Here is a 19,857-nt window from a genome sequence, read left to right as displayed (position 1 = left end):
CGGCGGTGTTCCAGTGGCGAGGATCGGCCGTTCAGCCACCCGCCGAGACCGCGCGCGGCTCGACGTAGCGCTTGACCTGCTGTCCCGGCGTCAGCGTGTGGACGCCCGCCGTCACCACCTCCTGGCCGGGCTGCAGCCCGCCCTTGACGAGCACCCGGTCGCCCTGCGGCGGGCCGATCTCGATTGGCTGCGGCCGCACCGTCATGCTGGCCGCGTCAAGCAGCCACACCGAGGTGCGCCCCTGCTGCTCGACCAGCGCCGACAGCGGCAGGCGGATGCCGGCCTCCGCCTGGGGCCATTCGACCAGCACGGTGGCCGTCTGGCCCAGCCGCACCGGCGCATTGCCGATGTCCGCCTTGACCAGGAAGGTGCGCGTCGCCGGGTCGGCCGACGCCGCCACCTCGCGCACCGTGGCCGGCAGCGGCGGCTGCGCCGAGTCCCACAGCCGCACCTGCAGCCTGCCCTGTCGGGCGGCGAGCTGGCGCAGCGCGTCGACCTGGCCCTCCGGCACCGAGAAGACCACGTCGCGCGGCCCGTCCGGCGCCAGCCGCACGATGGGCGCGCCGGCGGCCACCACCGCACCGGGCTCGGCCTCGACCGCCGTCACCACACCGGCCACGTCGGCGGTCAGCACCGAGTAGCCGCGCTGGTTGCTCTGTACGCCGGCCTGCGCGCGCGCCTGTTCGAACTGCGCACGGGCGGACTTCAGCGCCGTCTCGCGGCGTTCCAGTTCGGCGGCGCTGATGTAGTTCTGCTCGCGCAGCTCGCGGTAGCGGCGGAAGTCGGCCTCGGCCAGCTCCAGGTTCACCCGGGCCGCGTTCAAGCCGGCCTGCGCCGATTCCTGGCCCAGTTGCAGGTCCCGCGCGTCCAGCTGGGCCAGCGTCTGGCCGGGCTTGACCACGTCGCCCAGGTCGACCAGCCGCCGCACCAGCTTGCCCCCGACCCGGAACCCGAGGCGCGACTCGGTCCGCGGCCGGACCTCGCCGGCGTACTCCTGCACCAGCACGGCGGACTCCGGCGCCACGGCGAGCGTGCGGACCGCGCGCACCGGCTCGGGCGGCGGCGCCTCGCGGGAGCAGGACGACAGCAGGGCGGCGGCGAGCAGGGCCACAGCGGACAGGCGCATGGGAACCTCGTGAGGCGCAGGGGCGCTAGGCGCCGGGAGGAGGTCATCGCTACTGACTGACCGGTCAGTAATGTAGGGGGCTGTCTCGGCGGCTGTCAATTGACCGGCCGGCACAATGCGCCCCCTATGTCGGTCGAGCACTACGAGAACTTCCCGGTCGCGTCGTGGCTCTGCCCACCGGCGCTGCGCCCGCCGATCACCGCCATCTACTGGTTCGCACGCACCGCCGACGACATCGCCGACGAAGGCGATGCGCCCACGGACGAGCGGCTGCGCCTGCTCGGCGACTACCGGCGGTCGCTGGACCGGGCGTTGGCCGGCGAGGCGGAATCCGGCGCCTGGCCCGAGGTGTTCGGCCCGCTGCGCCGGGCCCTCGCCGTGCACCGCCTGCCCGCCGCCCCGCTGCACGCGCTGCTCGACGCCTTCGAGCAGGACGTGCGCAATCCGCCCTACCCTGACCGCGCGGCGCTGCTCGACTACTGCCGGCGCTCGGCCGACCCGGTCGGCCGGCTGCTGCTCCACCTGTACGGGCTCGACCGACCGGCGCTGCTCGCCCAGTCGGACGCCATCTGCAGCGCGCTGCAGCTGATCAATTTCTGGCAGGACCTGGGGCGCGACCTGGCGAGGGGCCGCTGCTACCTGCCGCTGGCGGACTGTCGGCGCCACGGCATCGAGGATCCGCGGCGCCTGCCCGCCGAAGGCGACGGCCCGCGCAGCCAGGCCCTGCTGCGCGAGCTGTGCGACTGGGCCGAAGCGCTCATGCACCAGGGCGCCCCGCTGGCGCTGCAGGTGCCGGGGCGTGCCGGCTGGGAACTGCGGCTGGTGGTGCAGGGTGGCTTGAGGGTTTTGGCGAGAATCCGCCGCATGGACCACCGCTGCCTCGGCCACCGGCCGACCCTCGGCCCGCGCGACGCGCTGCCCGTCCTCGCCGGGGCATTGCGCATGGGCACCGCACGGCCGGCGCGGTGACGCCGGAACAGTACGTTCAGGAAAAGGCGGCCGCCAGCGGCTCGTCGTTCTACTACGCCTTCCTCTTCCTGCCGCCGCCCCGGCGCGCAGCCATCACCGCCTTCTACGCCTTCTGCCGCGAGGTCGACGACGTGGTCGACGAGACCTCCGACCCCGGCGTTGCGGCGACCAAGCTGGCCTGGTGGCGGCAGCAGGTGGGCGAGCTCTTCGCCGGCCGGCCGACGCACCCGGCGATGCAGGCGCTGAAGCCGCACCTCGCGGCCTACGGCATCGAACCGCGCCACCTGACCGAGGTGATCGACGGCTGCGAGATGGACCTGACGCAGACGCGCTACCTCGATTTCCCCGGCCTGAAGCGCTACTGCCACCTGGTGGCCGGCGTCGTCGGCGAGGTGGCCAGCGCCATCTTCGGCCGCACGCAGCCGCAGACCCTGGCCTATGCGCACACGCTGGGCCTGGCCATGCAGCTGACCAACATCATCCGGGACGTCGGTGACGACGCGCGGCGCGGCCGCATCTACCTGCCGGTGGACGAACTGCAGCGCTTCGACGTCAAGGCCCACGAGCTGCTCAAGCGCGACGCGCCGTGGGGCTACAGCGAGCGGTTCACCGCGCTGATGCAGTTCCAGGCCGAGCGGGCGCACGCGCTGTACGACCAGGCCATCACCCTGCTGCCGGCCGAGGACCGCCGTGCCCAGCGGCCGGGCCTGATGATGGGCGAGATCTACCGCACGCTGCTGCGCGAGATCGAGGCCGAGCGCTTCCAGGTGCTGCACCAGCGCATCGCGCTGACGCCGCTGCGCAAGGCCTGGATCGCGATGAAGACGAATTGGCGGGCGCGGTGAGCGGCCCCCGGCGATGACCGACGCCCCACGCGTGGCCGTCGTCGGTGCCGGCTGGGCCGGCCTGGCCTGCGCCGTCGACCTCACCCGCCGCGGTCTGCGCCCCACGGTGTTCGAAATGGCCGCCGCGGCCGGCGGCCGTGCGCGCAGCGTCGGCGAGGGCCCGCAGGTGCTGGACAACGGCCAGCACATCCTCATCGGCGCCTACCGGGACACGCTGGCGCTGATGCGCGAGGTGGGCGTGGACACCGAGGCCGCGCTGCTGCGCCTGCCGATGCATTGGGTCTACCCGCAGGGCGATGGGCTTCGCCTGCCGGGCGGGCCGGCCGCCCTCGCCTTCGCCCGCGGCGCCCTTGGCGCCCGCGGCTGGTCGGCCGCAGACCGGGCCGGCCTGCTGGCCGCCGCCGCGGGCTGGATGGCGCGCGGCTTCCGCTGCCCGGCGGACTGGACGGTGGCGCGCCTGGTGCGCGGCCTGCGCCCCCGCGTGCAGCGGGACCTGATCGAGCCGCTGTGCGTGGCCGCGCTCAACACCCCGGCGCGGGACGCGAGCGCCGCGGTCTTCCTGCGCGTGCTGCGCGACGCGCTGTTCAGCGGCCGCGGCGGGGCCGACCTGCTGCTGCCCCGGCAGCCGCTGGGCCGCCTGTTGCCCGAGCCGGCGCTGCGGTGGCTGGCGCAGCGCGGGGTGCCGGTGCGCTTCGGCCGGCGGGTGCAGGCGCTGCAACCGGTGGACGGCGGCTGGTCCGTCGACGGCGAGCGCTTCGACCGGGTGGTGCTCGCCTGCCCCCCCGGCGAGGCGGCCCGGCTGGCGGCCCCCCACGCTGCGCACTGGGCCGCCACGGCCGCCGCGCTGGCCTTCGAACCCATCGTCACCGTCTACGCCGACAGCCCGGGCAGCCGCCTGCCGCTGCCGCTGATCGCCCTGCGCGCCGACGACCGCTCGCCGGCGCAGTTCGTCTTCGACCATGGCCACCTCGGCGGCCCGGCCGGCCGCTTCGCCTTCGTCATCAGCGGGGCGGCGCCGTGGGTGGGACGGGGCCTCGACGCGACCACCGTGGCGGTGCTCGAGCAGGCGCAGCGCTGCTTTCCCGCCGGCACCTGGCGCCAGCCGCTGACAGCGCTGCGCACGCTGGCCGAGAAGCGCGCCACCTTCGCCTGCCGGCCGTCGCTGCAACGGCCGCCCGCGCGGATCGCCGAAGGCCTGTGGGCCGCCGGCGACCATGTGGCCGGGCCCTATCCGGCGACGCTGGAAGGTGCGGTGCGCAGCGCCCTGGCGGTGGCCGACGAGGTCGCGGGCATGGCCCACCGCTGAGCCCGGCCTGCGGCGCTCAGCGCGCGAACGGGGCGGCCAGCGGTTCGCCGACGAACACGCCCTGCTGCGGCCACGCCACGCTGCGCCAGTAGGCCTCGATGGCGGTGGCGCCCTGCAGGTAATGCATCAGCAGCACCTGGGGATGGGGGAACTTCTGCGGGTGGTTGCACGGTTCGCTGACCGTGCCGTAGCTGGCGGTGGCGCCCGACTCGATCCACGCCAGCGCCGACATCTGGCCGGAGGTGGCGTCGAGCAGGCCGCCGTACGAGGTCATGTGGTCGGCCAGCGCGCCGTTCAACCAGCGCAGCGAGTCGAGGTCGGGCACGTTGCCGCGGCCGGTGAGGTGCAGGATCAGCCGGTCCCGGTCCTTGATGGCCGGCGCCTTCTCCACCTGCACCTGCACGTTGAAGGGCCGCAGCCAGCCCGGCGGCGGGAAGTAGCGCGCCCGCACGCTGCGCAGTGGGTCGTCGGTCTCCAGCAGCACCGCGCGCGCGGGAGGCTGGCCGCGCCGGCCCAGGCTGCGGTCGGCGGCAACGCCGCGGTCGATCAACGCCTTGCCCTGCGCCACCGTCCGCGCGGCGATCAGCATCGACGGTCGCAGGTGCAGGTCCTGCCAGGGCCGCAGCACCGGCGAGTTGAAGTAGGTTGAGGCCTTGCTCACGCGGCAGCCGTTGGCGCACAGCGACAGGTCCAGCCCCAGCGCCAGGGCGCCCGGCAGCGAGTGGCATTCCACCGCGTACGGCATGACCCAGGCGAAGGCGATGGCCTGGATGTCCTCGCCGAAGGCGACGTCGATGCGGCGGCGCAGGTCGTAGAACTCCTGGGCGTTCAGCCGCGCCTTGACCGGCAGCTCCACCCGCAGCACCTGCTCGGGCTTCAGGCCGCGGCGCAGGGCGTAGTAGTCGCCGATCTCCACCGAGTACGGGTCGGCGGTGTTGATCACCAGCCCGATGTCGCCGGCGTCGAGCCGGCCGACGAGGCGGGGCACCGACATCCAGCGCGGCGCCGGCGGCGCGACGGCGCTGGCCGAGGGCGGCGGCGGCTCGGCCCTCGACGGGGCGCTGGCCGGGCGCTCGTCGGACGGCGCCACGGGCGGCTCGGCGTCGGCCGCCGCGGCCCGCCACGGCGTGAGCAGGCCGGCCAGCGCCAGGCCGGCGGCCAGCCCGGCTTTCGCCATCCAATACCACCGGATTGAGCCCACAATCGCCCGCATGAGAAAGAAAGAGGGGAACACGCCGACCATTCAGGTGCTTGAACGCACCTTCGCCCTGCTCGACGTGCTGGCAGCGCACCAGGACCCGGTGTCGCTGAAGGAGATCAGCGACCGAACGGGCCTGCACCCGTCGACCGCCCACCGCATTCTGAACGACCTGGCCGCCGGCCGGCTGGTCGACCGGCCGGAAGCGGGCAGCTACCGGCTCGGCATGCGGCTGCTGGAACTGGGCAACCTGGTCAAGGCCCGGCTCGACGTGCGCGACGCCGCCCTCGGCCCGATGCGCGAGCTGCACAAGCTGACGCACCAGCCGGTCAACCTGTCGGTGCGCCAGGGCGACGAGATCGTCTACATCGAGCGCACCTACAGCGAACGCTCGGGCATGCAGGTGGTGCGGGCCGTCGGCGGCCGCGCGCCGCTGCACCTGACCTCGGTGGGCAAGCTGTTCCTCGCCCACGACGACCCGCAGCGCGTGCGCGCCTACGCCACCCGCACCGGCCTGGCCGGCCACACGCGCAACAGCATCACCGACGTGCAGGTGCTGGAACGCGAACTGCAGCAGGTGCGCCAGGCCACCGTGGCCCGCGACAACGAGGAGCTGGAGCTCGGCGTGCGCTGCATGGCCGCCGGCATCTACGACGACCAGGACAAGCTGGTGGCGGGCCTGTCGATCTCCGCCCCCGCCGACCGGCTGGAGGACAGCTGGATGGACCGGCTGAAGGCCACCGCGCTGGACATCTCCACCTCGCTGGGGCACCGGCCGGCGCCCAACGGCACGCGGGGCCTCGGCGCCGGCGGTTCGACGGTGCCCGAAACGCAGAAGGCGCCCCCGAGGGCGCCTTCGCACTGAGTCAGCGGCCGGACCGCGTCAGGACGCCACCTTGGGCACGAGGCCGGCCCCGCCCAGCGGCAACACCGGCGGGACGCCCGCGCTCGGCACGCCACCCTCGACCCATTTGCGGATGCGCTCGGCGTCGCCGATGCGCGAGTACTTCCCGGCCGAATCGAGCAGCACCATGATGAGCTTGCGGCCGGCCAGCTGGGTCTGCATGACCACGCAGCGGCCGGCTTCGGAGATGTAGCCGGTCTTCTGCAGGCCGATGTCCCAGCTGCGGCTGCGCACCAGGCCGTTGGTGTTGCGGAACTGCAGCTGGCGCGAGCCGACCGCCACCTGGTGCTCCGGCGACACCGACAGCTCGCGGATCAGCTGGTGCTGGTAGGCCGACTTGACCAGCAGCGCCAGGTCGTGGGCGCTGGCCTGGTTGCGGCTGGACAGGCCGGTGGGCTCGACGTAGTGGGTGTCGCGCATGCCCAGCTCCATCGCCTTGCGGTTCATCGCGGCGACGAAGACCGGCAGGCCACCGGGATGGTGACGGCCGAGCGCATTGGCCGCCCGGTTCTCCGACGCCATCAGCGCCAGGTGCAGCATCTCGCCGCGGGTGAGCTGTGCGCCGACCACCAGCCGCGAGCGGCTGTGCTTCTCGGTGTCGACGTCGTCCTGCGTGATGGTCAGCACCTCGTCCAGCGACTGCCCGGCTTCGACCACCACGAGTGCGGTCATCAGCTTGGTGATCGAGGCGATGGGCAGCACCGCCCCGCTGTTCTTGGCCAGCAGCACCTCGTTGGTGTCCTGGTCCATCACCAGCGCGACGGAGGACTTGAGGTCCAGCGGGTCGGCGGTGCCGTGCAGGCCGGCCAGCTGGCCGAAGGAGGGGCGGGCGGCTTCGACGATGACGGCGCGGCGGGCGGTGGGCGGGGCCACCGCGCGGGCGACCGCCGCGGCCTTCGACAGCTTGCGTCCCTTGCTGCTGCCCTTCTTGGCGGCGTCGGCGTCCATCGGCAAGGCGATGGCGGCCGCCAGCGCCATGCAGCTCGCCACCCAACGCAGACCGGACCTTTTGATTCGCATCGTCACACCACCTTACCGGCCAAGGGCACGAAGTGTAGGTGAAGGAAAAAACACTCGCAAGATCAAAAGCTTGGGGCGATTTCCTCAAGTGATGACGATGCTTGTCGTCAACCCTGAGCCGCCACCCGCTCGGTCTTGCTGTGCAGCTTGTTCAGCGCGGCCAGGTAGGCCTTGGCCGAAGCGACGACGATGTCCGGGTCGGCGCCGACCCCGTTCACCACCCGGCCGCCCAGCTGCAGCCGCACCGTCACCTCGCCTTGTGATTCTGTCGACCCGCTGGTGATGGCATTGACCGAATAGAGCTGCAGTTCTGCGCCACTTTGCACGCGGGACTCGATTGCCTTGAGGCTGGCGTCCACCGGTCCGTTGCCGGCGCTCTCGGCATGGAACTCCTGCTCGCCGCAGGCGAAGGCGACGCGGGCGTGCGGCCGCTCCCCGGTTTCCGAGCGCTGCGACAGCGACAGCAGCCGGTAGTGCTCCTGCTCGGCGGTGACGCTCTCGTCGCCGACCAGCGCGATGATGTCCTCGTCGAAGATGTCGCTCTTGCGGTCGGCCAGGTCCTTGAACTTTGCGAAGGCGGCGTTGACCTCGCCTTCGGACTCCAGTTCGACGCCGAGCTCCTGCAGCCGCTGCTTGAACGCGTTGCGGCCTGACAGCTTGCCCAGCACGATCTTGTTGGCGCTCCAGCCCACGTCCTCGGCGCGCATGATCTCGTAGGTGTCCCGGGCCTTGAGGACACCGTCCTGGTGGATGCCGCTGGCGTGGGCGAACGCGTTGGCCCCCACCACCGCCTTGTTCGGCTGCACCACGAAGCCGGTGGTCTGGCTGACCATGCGCGACGCCGGCACGATCTGGCTGGTGTCCACGCCGACGGCCAGCCCGAAGTAGTCGCGCCGCGTCTTCACCGCCATCACCACCTCTTCCAGCGAGCAGTTGCCGGCGCGCTCGCCCAGCCCGTTGATGGTGCACTCGACCTGGCGTGCGCCGCCGAGCTTGACGCCGGCCAGCGAGTTGGCCACCGCCATGCCGAGGTCGTTGTGGCAATGCACCGACCAGATCGCCTTGTCCGAGTTGGGCACGCGCTCGCGCAGGGTGCGGATGAAGTGGCCGTACAACTCGGGCACCGCGTAGCCCACGGTGTCCGGGATGTTGATGGTGGTGGCGCCCTCGGCGATCACGCTCTCCAGCACCCGGCACAGGAAGTCGACGTCGGACCGGTAGCCGTCCTCCGGCGAGAACTCGATGTCGTCGCACAGGTTGCGGGCGAAGCGCACGGCCTGCTTCGCCTGCTCGTGCACCTGGTCCGGCGTCATGCGCAGCTTCTTCTCCATGTGCAGCGCGCTGGTGGCGATGAAGGTGTGGATGCGGGCCGACCGCGCACCCCTCAACGCCTCCGCCGCGCGTGCGATGTCGCGGTCGTTGGCGCGGGCCAGCGAGCAGACGGTCGACTCCTTGATGGCGTCGGCGATCGACTTGACCGCCTCGAAGTCGCCGTTGGACGACGCGGCGAAGCCTGCCTCGATCACGTCCACGCGCAGCCGCTCCAGCTGGCGGGCGATGCGCAGCTTCTCCTCGCGCGTCATCGAGGCGCCGGGCGACTGCTCGCCGTCGCGCAACGTGGTGTCGAAGATGACCAACTTGTCGGGGGTGCTCATTTCACGAAGCTCCGGGATCGGGAGGGAAGGCAACGCCGCGCACAAAGAAAACGGCCCGCTGCGTTGCGTGACAGGCGGGCCGTTGACCAGGGAAGAGGGACGAATGCGATCAGCGCGCCTGTGGGACTCCTAGGCGCAGTAGCAAGGCGAGGGCGAAACGCATCGTCATGGTCGTTTCAATATAGCACGGCATCGCCGTCTCAACGGTGCAGGCCGGCTTCGTCGGGCTCGTCGGTCGAGGTGGCGATCACGCTCACCGGCCGGCCCTTCATGCGCTTGTACAAGTAGACGCCGTACCCCGAAAAGCCGTAGACGACGAACAGCGCGAACAGCACCGTCGGCGGGTGGTAGGCGATGAGCGCGAAGGCCAGCGCGATGGCGACGATGACGATGAAGGGCACCGTGCGCTTGAAGCTGACGTCCTTGAAGCTGTAGAACGGGACGTTGGTGACCATGGTCAGCCCGGCGTACAGCGTCAGCGCGAAGGCCGTCCAGGCCAGCCAGTTGACGCGGAACACGTCCTTCCACTGCGCGTCGTCGAGCAGCCAGATGAAACCGACGATCAGCGCCGCGGCCGCCGGGCTGGGCAGGCCCTGGAAGAAGCGCTTGTCCACCACCGCGATGTTGGTGTTGAAGCGGGCCAGCCGCAGCGCCGCGCCGGCGCAGTAGACGAAGGCGGCCAGCCAGCCCAGCTTGCCCAGGCCCTTCAACGCCCATTCGTACATGATCAACGCCGGCGCGGCGCCGAAGCTCACCATGTCGGACAGGCTGTCCATCTGCTCGCCGAACGCGCTCTGTGTGTTCGTCATGCGCGCCACGCGGCCGTCGAGGCTGTCCAGCACCGCCGCGCAGAAGATGCCGATGGCCGCCAGTTCGAACTGGCCGTTCATCGCCATCACGATGGCGTAGAAGCCGCCGAACAGGGCCGCCAGCGTGAACAGGTTGGGCAGGATGTAGATGCCCTTGCGCCGCGGCCGGTGCGGCGCTTCGGCGGCGTCGTGCTCGTCGTCGTGCGACTCGGCCGGCCGGTCGTGGATCGCCGTCACAGGACCACCTTGCGCGCAAAGCGCTCCGGGATTCGCACTTGGGGGCGGCCCGGCGCGCTCATGCCGGGAAGCGGGCCAGCACCGTGCTGGTGGCGCTGACCTTGTCGCCGATCGCCACCTGCGGCTGGGCTTCCAGCGGCAGGTAGACGTCCACCCGCGAGCCGAAGCGGATGAAGCCGTAGCGCTGGCCCCGGCTCAACACATCGCCCACCTTGACGTAGCACAGGATGCGGCGGGCGATGAGTCCCGCCACCTGCACCAGCGTGACGGTGCGGCCTTCGGGCGTGGACAGCACCACCGCGTTCCGCTCGTTCTCGGTCGACGCCTTGTCCAGGTCGGCGTTGACGAAGGACCCGGGCGAGTACTGCACCTGGCGCACGGTACCGTCCACCGACACCCGGTTGCTGTGCACATTGAACACGTTCATGAAGACGCTGATGAGCAGCGCCTCACGGCCGGCATAGGGGTCCTGCACCTTCTCCACCTTGACGATGCGCCCGTCGGCCGGCGACAGCACGGCCAGCGGATCGGCCGGGATGGGCCGCGGCGGATCGCGGAAGAACTGCACCACGAAGGCCAGCACCAGCCACAGCAGGATCGCCAGGAAGCCCGGCAGGAAGAAGGAGCCGAGCACCGCGACAACGAAGGCGATGGCGATGAATGGCCAGCCTTCGCGCGCAAGGATCGGGTGGGGATAGTTCATTCGGGGAGGATACCGCAGCGGTTTCAAGAAGAAGGGCCGCACGAGGCGGCCCTTCGGGGTTGGCAAGCAGCGCGCTCAGTTGCGGCTCTTGTCGACCAGCTTGTTGGCCTTGATCCACGGCATCATGGCCCGCAGCTTCTCGCCCACCTGCTCGATCTGGTGCTCGGACGTCAGGCGGCGGCGCGAGATCAGCGTCGGCGCGCCGGCCTTGTTCTCGAGGATGAAGCTCTTCGCGTACTCGCCGGTCTGGATGTCGCGCAGCACCTGCTTCATCGTCGCCTTGGTCTGGTCGTTGACCACGCGCGGCCCGGTGACGTACTCGCCGTACTCCGCGTTGTTGGAGATCGAGTAGTTCATGTTGGCGATGCCGCCCTCGTAGATCAGGTCCACGATCAGCTTCAGCTCGTGCAGGCACTCGAAGTAGGCCATCTCGGGCGCGTAGCCGGCTTCGACCAGCGTCTCGAAGCCGGCCTTGATCAGCTCCACCGTGCCGCCGCACAGCACCGCCTGCTCGCCGAACAGGTCGGTCTCGGTCTCCTCGCGGAAGTTGGTCTCGATGATGCCGGCCTTGCCGCCGCCGTTGGCCGCCGCGTAGGACAGCGCCAGGTCGCGCGCCTTGCCGGTCTTGTCCTGGTGCACCGCGATCAGGTGCGGCACCCCGCCGCCCTGGGTGTAGGTGTTGCGCACGGTGTGGCCGGGCGCCTTGGGCGCGACCATCCACACGTCGAGGTCCGCGCGCGGCTGCACCTGGCCGTAGTGCACGTTGAAGCCGTGGGCGAAGGCCAGCGAGGCGCCCTCGCGGATGTGGGGCTCGACGTCGTTGGCGTACACGGTGGCGATCTGCTCGTCCGGCAGCAGGATCATCACCACGTCGGCCGACTTGACCGCGTCGGCCACCTCGGCCACCTTGAGGCCGGCCTTCTCGGCCTTGGACCAGGACGCGCCGTTGCGGCGCAGGCCCACCGTCACCTTCACGCCGCTGTCGTTCAGGTTCTGGGCATGGGCATGGCCCTGCGAGCCGTAGCCGATGATGGTGACGTTCTTGCCCTTGATCAGGCTCAGGTCGGCGTCCTTGTCGTAGTAGACCTTCATGGTTGTCCTCTTTCGGATCTCTCGGGGGTGTTGTCTGCGGGGGTGACGAAGGCAGCCTCACCGCGGGGAATGACGCCGGCCAGGCCGGCGCCGGTGGGGCGCGGGTCAGACCCGCAGGATTCGCTCGCCGCGGCCGATGCCGCTGGCGCCGGTGCGCACGGTTTCCAGGATGCAGGCGCGGTCGATCGCCTCGATGAAGGCGTCCAGCTTGGCGCCGTCGCCGGTCAGCTCGATGGTGTAGGTCTTCTCGGTGACGTCGATGATGCGCCCGCGGAAGATGTCGGACATGCGTTTCATCTCCTCGCGCTCCTTGCCGACGGCCCGCACCTTGAGCAGCAGCAGTTCGCGCTCGGTGTACAGGCCTTCGGTGAGGTCCACCACCTTCACCACCTCGATCAGCCGGTTCAGGTGCTTGGTGATCTGCTCGATCACGTCGTCCGAGCCGGAGGTGACGATGGTCATGCGCGACAGCGATGCGTCCTCGGTCGGCGCGACCACCAGGCTCTCGATGTTGTAGCCGCGGGCGGAAAAGAGGCCGACCACGCGAGACAGCGCACCGGGCTCGTTCTCCAGCAGCAGGGCAATGATGTGTTTCATGTTCGTCCTTCGCGCTCTTCAGGCCGGCGGCGGTAACCGACGGCCCTTGGCCACGGGTTCGAAATCAGGGAATAAAAGAAGTGGGTGAGGACGACGCTTCGCGGCCGGTCCGGTGACGCGGCGGATGGCGCGGTAACGCCGCCCGCCCTCGCCGGCCGGCTCAGAAGGTCACAGGTCCTCGGACCCCAGCAGCATCTCCGAAATGCCCTTGCCGGCCTGCACCATCGGCCAGACGTTCTCGGTGGGATCGGTGCGGATGTCGAGGAACACCGAGCGGTCCTTGATGGCGATGGCCTCCCGCAGCGCCGCCTCCACCTCGGATGGCTTCTCGATCTTGATGCCGACGTGGCCGTAGGCCTCGGCCAGCTTCACGAAGTCGGGCAGCGCGTCCATGTAGCTGTGCGAGTAGCGGCCGCCGTAGTCCAGCTGCTGCCATTGCCGCACCATGCCGAGGTAGCGGTTGTTCAGCGACAGGATCTTCACCGGCGTGCGGTACTGCAGGCAGGTGGACAGCTCCTGGATGCACATCTGGATCGAGCCCTCGCCGGTGATGCAGAACACCTCGCTGTCGGGCTTCGCCAGCTTGATGCCCATGGCGTAGGGCAGGCCGACGCCCATCGTGCCCAGGCCACCGGAGTTGATCCAGCGCCGCGGCTCCTCGAAGCCGTAGAACTGCGCGGCCCACATCTGGTGCTGGCCGACGTCGCTGGTGACGTAGGTGTCCAGCCCGCGGGTCAGCCGGCACAGGGTCTCCACCACGTGCTGCGGCTTGATCACCTCGTCGCTCTTGCGGTAGCTCAGGCACTCGCGCTTGCGCCAGTCGTTGATCTGCGACCACCAGGCGTTCAGCGCGGCGGCATCGGGCCGGGCCTGCGCCTCCTTGATCTGCGCGATCAGTTCGACCAGGACCTCCTTCACGTCGCCGACGATCGGAATGTCGACCTTCACCCGCTTGGAGATCGACGACGGGTCGATGTCGACGTGGACGATCTTGCGCTCCACCGAGGCGAAGTGCTTCGGGTTGCCGATCACCCGGTCGTCGAAGCGCGCGCCGACCGCCAGCAGCACGTCGCAGTGCTGCATGGTCATGTTGGCCTCGTAGGTGCCGTGCATGCCCAGCATGCCGAGGAACTGCGGGTCGCTGGCGGCAGTGGCGCCCAGGCCCATCAGGGTGTTGGTCACGGGCGCGCCGAGCAGCCTGGTCAACTCCCGCAGCTCGGCCGAGGCGTTGCCCAGCACGACGCCGCCGCCGGCGTAGACGTAGGGCCGCTTGGCCTGCATCAGCAGCTGCACCGCCTTGCGGATCTGGCCGCCATGCCCCTTGCGCACCGGGTTGTAGGACCGCATCTCCACCTTCTCGGGGTAGGCGAAGGCGGTGGTCTTCAGCGACACGTCCTTGGGGATGTCGACCACCACCGGGCCGGGCCGGCCGCTGCGGGCGATGTGGAACGCCTTCTTCAGCGTGGCCGCCAGTTCGCGCACGTCCTTGACCAGGAAGTTGTGCTTGACGATCGGCCGGGTGATGCCGACGGTGTCGCACTCCTGGAAGGCGTCCAGCCCGATCGCCGCCGTCGGCACCTGCCCGGTGATGATCACCATCGGGATGGAGTCCATGTAGGCGGTGGCGATGCCGGTGACCGCGTTGGTCACGCCGGGGCCGGAGGTGACCAGCGCCACGCCGACCTCGCCGGTGGCGCGCGCATAGCCGTCGGCGGCGTGCACCGCCGCCTGCTCGTGGCGCACCAGCACGTGCTGGATGCTCTCCTGCTTGTACAGCGCGTCGTAGATGTAGAGCACCGCGCCGCCGGGGTAGCCCCAGAGGTGCTTGACACCCTCGGCCTGCAGGCAGCGCACGAGGATCTCCGAGCCGTTGAGCTCGTCGGTGGCGGAAGACGGGGAGGAAGAGGAGTTTTGCGGGGCGGCAGCCGAGGCGGCCCGCTTGATCTCCGCGGCAGACATGTCCATTTCGAACCTCTGTGAATTTCTCTGACGAAAATCCATCGGTGCCCCTCCTCGCGCCCTTGTGAGGCGGAATCAGGACCTGCGCGGTCAGCAACTGGACCGCCCGGGGTCGGGCGGCCGCTTGAGACCCAATGTGTGTAGCCGGGCGATTATGGCATTGCCGCGGCCGCCCGCCGGGCGACCCCACCCCCGCTGACATAATCGCGGGCTTCGCACCTCCTGCGGCGCCGGCATCCCGAAGGCGCTCCACAGCCGCAACTTGGCCTCCGACAAAGAACTCGCCGACTTCCTCAAGGGGGTGGAGAAGCGGGCCTTCAAGCGCACCGTCTACGCGGTCCGCAGCGACGACGCGGCGCTGGACATCGTCCAGGACGCCATGATCAAGCTGGCCGAGAAGTACGCCGACCGTCCGGCGGCGGAACTGCCGCTGCTGTTCCAGCGCATCCTGTCCAACGCCACGATGGACTGGTTCCGTCGGCAGAAGGTGCGCAACGCCGTGATGCTGAACCTGTCGGACTTCGAGCCGGCGGACGACGACGGCAGCTTCGACCTGCTGGAGACGCTCGAGGCGGCGTCGCACATGCCTGGATCGGAGAGCGCGGCGGACACGGTGGCCCGGGCGCAAATCCTGCTAACGATTGATACCGAAGTGCAGCAGTTGCCGGCCCGTCAACGCGAAGCGTTCCTGCTGCGTTACTGGGAGGAACTGGATGTTGCCGAGACGGCGGCCGTGATGGGCTGCTCGGAAGGCAGCGTCAAAACCCATTGTTCGCGCGCGGTGCACGCCCTGGCCAAGGCGCTGCGCGCCAAGGGTATCGCGCCATGACGACCACCAATACCCACCTGCCCCGCCACGACCTGGACACCCTGCAGAACCGCTTCGCGCTGCGCGTGGCGGCGCGGCTGGACGAGGCCGCGGCCGACCTGCCGCCGGACGTGGAGACGCGACTGCGCTTCGCCCGCGAGCAGGCGCTGGCCCGGGCCATGGCGGCCCGAGCGCCGGCGACGAATGCCGAGCCCGCGACCTCGCTGCTGGCCGCGGGTCGGGCGGCGGTGCTCGGCGGGGGCGGCGTGCCGTGGTGGATGAAGCTGGCGTCGTTCATGCCGCTGGTGGTGCTGCTGGTCGGGCTGTCGCTCATCCAGCAGTGGCACCAGAGCAACCAGGTCAGCGCCGCGGCCGAGATCGACGCCGAACTGCTGTCCGACGTCGTGCCGCCGGATGCCTATTCCGACGCCGGGTTCGTCGAGTTCCTGAAGTCGCCGCACGACTGAGGCGGCCCCGAAGGATGCTGTTCCGCCTGCTTGCCGCCGCCCTGCTGCTGACCACCGTCCTGCCGGCGCCGCTGCTCGCGGCCGGCGGCAACGGGCTGCCGGCGCTGTCCAGCGCCGGCACGCTGCAGTGGCGCCAGTTGACGCCGGCGCAGCGCGAGGTGCTCGCGCCGCTGGAAAGCGAGTGGCCCGCGATCGACCCCACCCGCCGCGAGAAATGGCTCGAGCTCGCCGCCCGCTTCCCGGCCATGCCGCTGGAGGAGCGCGAGCGTGTGCAGGCCCGCATGCGCAGCTGGGTCCAGCTGTCGCCGCAGGCGCGCAGCGCGGCGCGGCTCCATTTCCAGGAGTTCCGGCAGATGAGCCCGGACGAGCGCCGCACCCGCTGGGAGCAGTACCGGGAGCTGCCGGAAGACCAGCGTCGCTCGCTCGCCGAACGGGCGGCGCCGCCGGCCACCAAGGCATCGGCGCCCGTTCGCACGCCGAGCGCGCAACCGGTGGCCAAGTCCAACACCGTGCCGGCGGCGCCGGCAGGCACCCAGCTGCGGCCGCTGCCCTCGCCCACCGTGCTGTTGCAGGCCAAGCCGGGCGCCACCACGACGCTGGTGAACCGCACGCCGGCACCGCCCCAGCATTTGTCCCCCGGGCAGCCCAAGATCGCCGCCACCCGGGAGGACGTCGACCCGCGCACGCTGCTGCCCCGCGCGGCGAAGCCGGCGGCCGCCAAGCCGGCCGCCGCTGCAGCGCCCGCGGCCTCGGCCGGCACGGCGCCTGCGGCGCCGCTGCCCGCACCGCCCCTGCCCGACGGCGAGAACGCCAACGCCACCCCTGCGGCCCAATGACGGGCCCGGGGTCGGACGCGGGCGCTGCGGTGGCGCCCCCTGAAAACGTCGTGGCAACACGCCCGGTCCCCGGCCTCTGGCGCCGGCTGGCGTGCTTCCTCTACGAGGGCGTGCTGCTGTTCGGCGTCGTGATGATCGCCGGCTACCTCTACTCCAGCCTCACCCAGCAGCGCCATGCCTTGCAGGGCCAGACCGGGCTGCGGGTGTTCCTCTTTGCCGTGCTCGGCCTGTACTTCACCTGGTTCTGGTCGCACGGCGGGCAGACGGTGGCGATGAAGACCTGGCACCTGCGCCTGCAGCGCCGCGGCGGCGGCCCGGTGACGCCGGCCCGGGCGGCGGCCCGCTACCTGCTGTGCTGGGCCTGGTTCCTGCCGGCGCTGGCGGTGCTGGGCTGGCGCGGCGCGGCCTCCGGCGCGAGCATCGCCATGGCCCTGATCCTCGGCGTGCTTGGGTACGCGCTGCTGGCGCTGTTCCATCCCGAGCGGCAGTTCTGGCACGACGCGGCCTGCGGCACGCGGCTGGTGCACGCCCCGCCACCGCCCCGCCGCAAGCGGGCCTGACAACGCGGCCGCCGGCGTGCGGAGCGGCGTCATCCACCGTGCGCACAATCGCCGGATGACCAACCCTTACAAGGGCCGCACCGGCCTGGACCGCCTGGTGCGCGCCAGCGGCTATTCGATGCAGGGCCTGGCGTCGGCCTACCGGGGCGAACATGCCTTCCGCCAGGAGGTGTGGCTGGCGGCGGTGCTGCTGCCGCTGTCGTTCTGGCTGGCCGCCACCTGGGTGGAATGGGCGCTGCTGGCCGGCTCGGTGATGGCCGTGATGGTGGTCGAACTGCTCAACACCGGCATCGAGTCGGTGGTCGACCGGGTGTCGTACGAGACGCACGCGCTGTCCAAGCGCGCGAAGGACATCGCCAGTGCCGCGGTGCTGCTGTCCGTCCTGACCTGCGCGGGCATCTGGATCGCCGCGCTGTGGCACCGCTTCCTGACCTGAGAGCACGACATGAACCGACCGTCCCGTCCGACGTCCGTCTGCGTCTACTGCGGCTCCCGCGAGGGCCGCGACCCGGCCTTCGCGGCCGCCGCCCGGGCGCTCGGCACGGCGCTGGGCGCCGGCGGCCACCGGCTGGTCTACGGCGGTGGCCGGGCCGGCCTGATGGGGGTGGTCGCCGACGCCACGCTGGCGGCCGGCGGCGAGGTGATCGGCGTCATCCCGCGCAGCCTGGTGGACCGCGAGCTGGGCCACCGCGGGCTGACCGAACTGCACGTGGTGGACACCATGCACCAGCGCAAGCAGATGATGGCCGAGCGGGCGGACGCCTTTGTCGCCCTGCCGGGCGGCATCGGCACCTTCGAGGAGATCTTCGAGGTGTGGACCTGGCGCCACCTGGGCTACCACGACCAGCCGCTGGGTCTGGTCAACGTCGGGGGGCTACTACGACGCGCTGCTCGGTTTCCTGCAGCGCGCGGTGGAGGACGGTTTCATGAGCCCGGGCCAGACCGCCATGCTGATGGTGGAGGCCGATCCACTGCGGCTGCTGGACCGCCTGCTGCAGGCGGTGCCGGCCGCCGGCGGGCCGGACGACTACTCGCGGATCTGAGCCGGGCCGTCGCCGGTCAGGCGGCGGCGTCGGTCTCGCGCGTCAGACGGCGGCTTCGTCGGTCTCGCCGGTGCGGATGCGGACCACCTGCTCGATGGGGGTCACGAAGATCTTCCCGTCGCCGATCTTGCCGGTCTTGGCCGCCTTGACGATGGACTCGATGCAGCGCTCGACGTCCGCGTCCTTCACCACCACCTCGACCTTCACCTTGGGCAGGAAGTCGACCACGTACTCGGCGCCGCGGTAGAGCTCGGTGTGGCCCTTCTGCCGGCCGAAGCCCTTGACCTCGGTCACGGTGAGGCCGGACACGCCCACCTCGGCCAGCGCCTCGCGGACTTCCTCGAGCTTGAACGGCTTGATGATGGCGGTGATCTGCTTCATGGCGGGGCTCCAGGAGAAACGCGTTTGCCGCCGATTTGACCATGACGGGGCGGTGGCCGCCGGCGGGCGCGCCTCGTGTCGGGGCATGGGCGGTGGTCGCCCTGTCGCAATCAAGCCCCGTGCCAGACTTGGCCGCATGCCCGGTTCGCGCCCCGCCCCGCCCCCCACGTCGACGGATGCACCGTCGCTGGAACTGCTCGACGACCTGGCCGCCCTCCCGGCCGCCGAGTGGAACGGCCTGCTGGACCGGCAGGCGGCGCCGACGCCCTTCATGCGGCACGAATGGCTGTGCGCGCTGGTCGACTCGGGCAGTGCGACGCAGGCCACCGGCTGGGGCCCGCGCGTGCTGGCGCTGCGCGACGAGCGCGGTGGGTTGCGCGCCGCGTGCCCGCTCTACCTGAAGGCCCATTCCTGGGGCGAGTACGTCTTCGACTGGGCCTGGGCCGATGCCTACCAGCGCCATGGCCTGGCCTACTACCCCAAGCTGCTGTGCGCCGTGCCCTTCACCCCGGTGCCCGGCAGCCGCCTGCTGGCGGCCACCGACGACGACCGCCGCCTGCTGCTGCGCGGCCTGGTCGCCGTGGCGCAGCGGCTGCGGCTGTCGTCGGTGCACCTGCTGTTCGCCGATGAGGCCGAGCAGGCCGCCGCCGAGGCGGAGGGCTGGCTGATGCGACGCGGCGTGCAGTTCCACTGGACCCAGCGGCGACCGCAGCCGTATGCGGATTTCGCAGACTTCCTGGCCGGGCTGCAGCGCGAAAAGCGCAAGAAGATCGCCCAGGAGCGCCGGCGCGTGGCCGAGGCCGGTGTCACGTTCACGGTGCACGAGGGCGCGGCGATCGACGAGCGGCTGTGGGACTTCTTCTACCGCTGCCACACGCTGACGTATCGGGCGCACGGCTCGCGCCAGCCGTACCTCAGCCGCGACTTCTTCGCCCGCCTGGCCGCCACGCTGCCCGAGCACTGGCTGCTCTTCGTGGCCCACCGTGGCGGCCGCCCCGTCGCCTGCTCGCTGGTGGCCATCGACCGCGAGCGCCGCACGGCGTGGGGCCGCTACTGGGGCGCGGTGGAGCATGTGCCGCTGCTGCACTTCGAGGCCTGCTACTACCAGCCGCTGCAGTGGTGCGTCGAGCAGGGCTTCGACCGCTTCGAAGGCGGCGCACAGGGCGAGCACAAGATGGCGCGCGGCCTGCTGCCGGTGGCCACCGCCTCGGCGCACTGGCTGGCCCATCCGCAGTTCTCGGCGGCGGTCGCCGACTTCCTCGAACGCGAGGCCGGCGGCATCGACGCCTACCTGGACGAGTTGAACGAGCGCAGCCCGTTCAAGGCCGCGCCCGCGTGAGCC

The 19,857-nt window shown here is 71.0% G+C and carries 20 protein-coding genes and 1 pseudogene; 11 read left to right on the top strand and 10 right to left on the bottom strand.

Features of this window, described 5'->3' with window-relative positions; translation table 11 throughout:
* Positions 1 to 31: 31 nt before the first annotated feature.
* Entirely contained in the window at positions 32 to 1,126 is a 1,095-nt protein-coding gene (locus LRS07_RS09450) for an efflux RND transporter periplasmic adaptor subunit (protein ID WP_260501672.1), read from the bottom strand.
* 126 nt (positions 1,127 to 1,252) lie between these two features.
* Here LRS07_RS09450 and hpnC point away from each other — a divergent pair, with 126 nt between their 5' ends.
* The 3 genes from hpnC to hpnE are packed head-to-tail and all read left to right on the top strand — an operon-like array spanning position 1,253 to position 4,246.
* Positions 1,253 to 2,095, top strand: coding sequence for a squalene synthase HpnC (gene hpnC, locus LRS07_RS09445; protein ID WP_260501671.1), 843 nt, complete (start codon positions 1,253 to 1,255; stop codon positions 2,093 to 2,095).
* Complete coding sequence (gene hpnD / locus LRS07_RS09440; RefSeq protein WP_260501670.1) at positions 2,092 to 2,940, top strand: presqualene diphosphate synthase HpnD; 849 nt, start codon at positions 2,092 to 2,094, stop codon at positions 2,938 to 2,940. The genes hpnC and hpnD overlap by 4 nt, the downstream gene beginning before the upstream one ends.
* 13 nt (positions 2,941 to 2,953) lie before the next feature.
* Positions 2,954 to 4,246 (top strand): hydroxysqualene dehydroxylase HpnE, encoded by a 1,293-nt coding sequence (gene hpnE / locus LRS07_RS09435; RefSeq protein ID WP_260501669.1) that lies wholly within the window; start codon positions 2,954 to 2,956, stop codon positions 4,244 to 4,246.
* A gap of 16 nt (positions 4,247 to 4,262) precedes the next feature.
* Here the strand turns inward: hpnE and LRS07_RS09430 are convergent, their stop codons facing one another.
* Complete coding sequence (locus LRS07_RS09430; protein WP_260501668.1) at positions 4,263 to 5,423, bottom strand: TIGR03790 family protein; 1,161 nt, start codon at positions 5,421 to 5,423, stop codon at positions 4,263 to 4,265.
* A gap of 34 nt (positions 5,424 to 5,457) precedes the next feature.
* On the opposite strand from LRS07_RS09430, the gene LRS07_RS09425 reads away from it, so the two are divergent.
* Entirely contained in the window at positions 5,458 to 6,309 is an 852-nt protein-coding gene (locus tag LRS07_RS09425; protein WP_260501667.1) for an IclR family transcriptional regulator, read from the top strand.
* Between the two features lie 18 nt (positions 6,310 to 6,327).
* On the opposite strand, the gene LRS07_RS09420 is transcribed toward LRS07_RS09425, so the two are convergent.
* The 7 genes from LRS07_RS09420 to LRS07_RS09390 all read right to left on the bottom strand — a co-directional run bounded on the left by LRS07_RS09420 (position 6,328) and on the right by LRS07_RS09390 (position 14,426).
* Complete coding sequence (locus LRS07_RS09420) at positions 6,328 to 7,326, bottom strand: serine hydrolase (RefSeq protein ID WP_260501666.1); 999 nt, start codon at positions 7,324 to 7,326, stop codon at positions 6,328 to 6,330.
* A gap of 149 nt (positions 7,327 to 7,475) precedes the next feature.
* Positions 7,476 to 9,023 (bottom strand): 2-isopropylmalate synthase, encoded by a 1,548-nt coding sequence (locus LRS07_RS09415; RefSeq protein ID WP_260501665.1) that lies wholly within the window; start codon positions 9,021 to 9,023, stop codon positions 7,476 to 7,478.
* A 200-nt stretch (positions 9,024 to 9,223) separates the two neighbouring features.
* Complete coding sequence (gene pssA / locus LRS07_RS09410) at positions 9,224 to 10,060, bottom strand: CDP-diacylglycerol--serine O-phosphatidyltransferase (protein ID WP_409450639.1); 837 nt, start codon at positions 10,058 to 10,060, stop codon at positions 9,224 to 9,226.
* A 67-nt stretch (positions 10,061 to 10,127) separates the two neighbouring features.
* Entirely contained in the window at positions 10,128 to 10,772 is a 645-nt protein-coding gene (locus tag LRS07_RS09405) for a phosphatidylserine decarboxylase (protein WP_260501664.1), read from the bottom strand.
* A 75-nt stretch (positions 10,773 to 10,847) separates the two neighbouring features.
* Positions 10,848 to 11,864: a ketol-acid reductoisomerase gene (gene ilvC, locus LRS07_RS09400; protein WP_260501663.1), complete on the bottom strand. Its 1,017-nt coding sequence runs from the start codon at positions 11,862 to 11,864 to the stop codon at positions 10,848 to 10,850.
* Positions 11,865 to 11,969: 105 nt separating this feature from the next.
* Positions 11,970 to 12,461, bottom strand: a complete 492-nt coding sequence (gene ilvN, locus LRS07_RS09395; RefSeq protein ID WP_260501662.1) for an acetolactate synthase small subunit — start codon at positions 12,459 to 12,461, stop codon at positions 11,970 to 11,972.
* A 168-nt stretch (positions 12,462 to 12,629) separates the two neighbouring features.
* Positions 12,630 to 14,426 carry an acetolactate synthase 3 catalytic subunit gene (locus LRS07_RS09390; RefSeq protein WP_260501661.1) on the bottom strand — a complete coding sequence of 599 codons (1,797 nt, stop codon included), beginning with the start codon at positions 14,424 to 14,426 and terminating at the stop codon, positions 12,630 to 12,632.
* A 256-nt stretch (positions 14,427 to 14,682) separates the two neighbouring features.
* On the opposite strand from LRS07_RS09390, the gene LRS07_RS09385 reads away from it, so the two are divergent.
* The 6 genes and pseudogenes from LRS07_RS09385 to LRS07_RS09360 all read left to right on the top strand — a co-directional run bounded on the left by LRS07_RS09385 (position 14,683) and on the right by LRS07_RS09360 (position 18,134).
* A complete protein-coding gene (locus tag LRS07_RS09385; RefSeq protein ID WP_260501660.1) occupies positions 14,683 to 15,249 on the top strand; it encodes an RNA polymerase sigma factor in 567 nt (188 codons plus the stop codon).
* Entirely contained in the window at positions 15,246 to 15,695 is a 450-nt protein-coding gene (locus LRS07_RS09380) for a DUF3619 family protein (protein WP_260501659.1), read from the top strand. The genes LRS07_RS09385 and LRS07_RS09380 overlap by 4 nt, the downstream gene beginning before the upstream one ends.
* 14 nt (positions 15,696 to 15,709) lie before the next feature.
* On the top strand, positions 15,710 to 16,531 hold the full coding sequence (locus LRS07_RS09375) for a DUF3106 domain-containing protein (RefSeq protein WP_260501658.1): 822 nt from the start codon (positions 15,710 to 15,712) through the stop codon (positions 16,529 to 16,531).
* Positions 16,528 to 17,091 (top strand): RDD family protein, encoded by a 564-nt coding sequence (locus LRS07_RS09370; RefSeq protein ID WP_409450620.1) that lies wholly within the window; start codon positions 16,528 to 16,530, stop codon positions 17,089 to 17,091. The genes LRS07_RS09375 and LRS07_RS09370 overlap by 4 nt, the downstream gene beginning before the upstream one ends.
* Before the next feature lie 55 nt (positions 17,092 to 17,146).
* A complete protein-coding gene (locus LRS07_RS09365) occupies positions 17,147 to 17,527 on the top strand; it encodes a diacylglycerol kinase (RefSeq protein WP_260501656.1) in 381 nt (126 codons plus the stop codon).
* Between the two features lie 9 nt (positions 17,528 to 17,536).
* A pseudogene (locus tag LRS07_RS09360) lies at positions 17,537 to 18,134 on the top strand (LOG family protein).
* Positions 18,135 to 18,176: 42 nt separating this feature from the next.
* Here the strand turns inward: LRS07_RS09360 and LRS07_RS09355 are convergent.
* Positions 18,177 to 18,515, bottom strand: coding sequence for a P-II family nitrogen regulator (locus LRS07_RS09355; protein ID WP_260501655.1), 339 nt, complete (start codon positions 18,513 to 18,515; stop codon positions 18,177 to 18,179).
* Positions 18,516 to 18,651: 136 nt separating this feature from the next.
* Here LRS07_RS09355 and LRS07_RS09350 point away from each other — a divergent pair, with 136 nt between their 5' ends.
* Positions 18,652 to 19,854 (top strand): GNAT family N-acetyltransferase, encoded by a 1,203-nt coding sequence (locus LRS07_RS09350; protein ID WP_260501654.1) that lies wholly within the window; start codon positions 18,652 to 18,654, stop codon positions 19,852 to 19,854.
* Positions 19,855 to 19,857: the final 3 nt, after the last annotated feature.

The organism is Aquabacterium sp. J223 (assembly GCF_024666615.1).
Lineage (GTDB): Bacteria > Pseudomonadota > Gammaproteobacteria > Burkholderiales > Burkholderiaceae_C > J223.
This window is presented reverse-complemented; position numbering and strand designations above follow the sequence as displayed.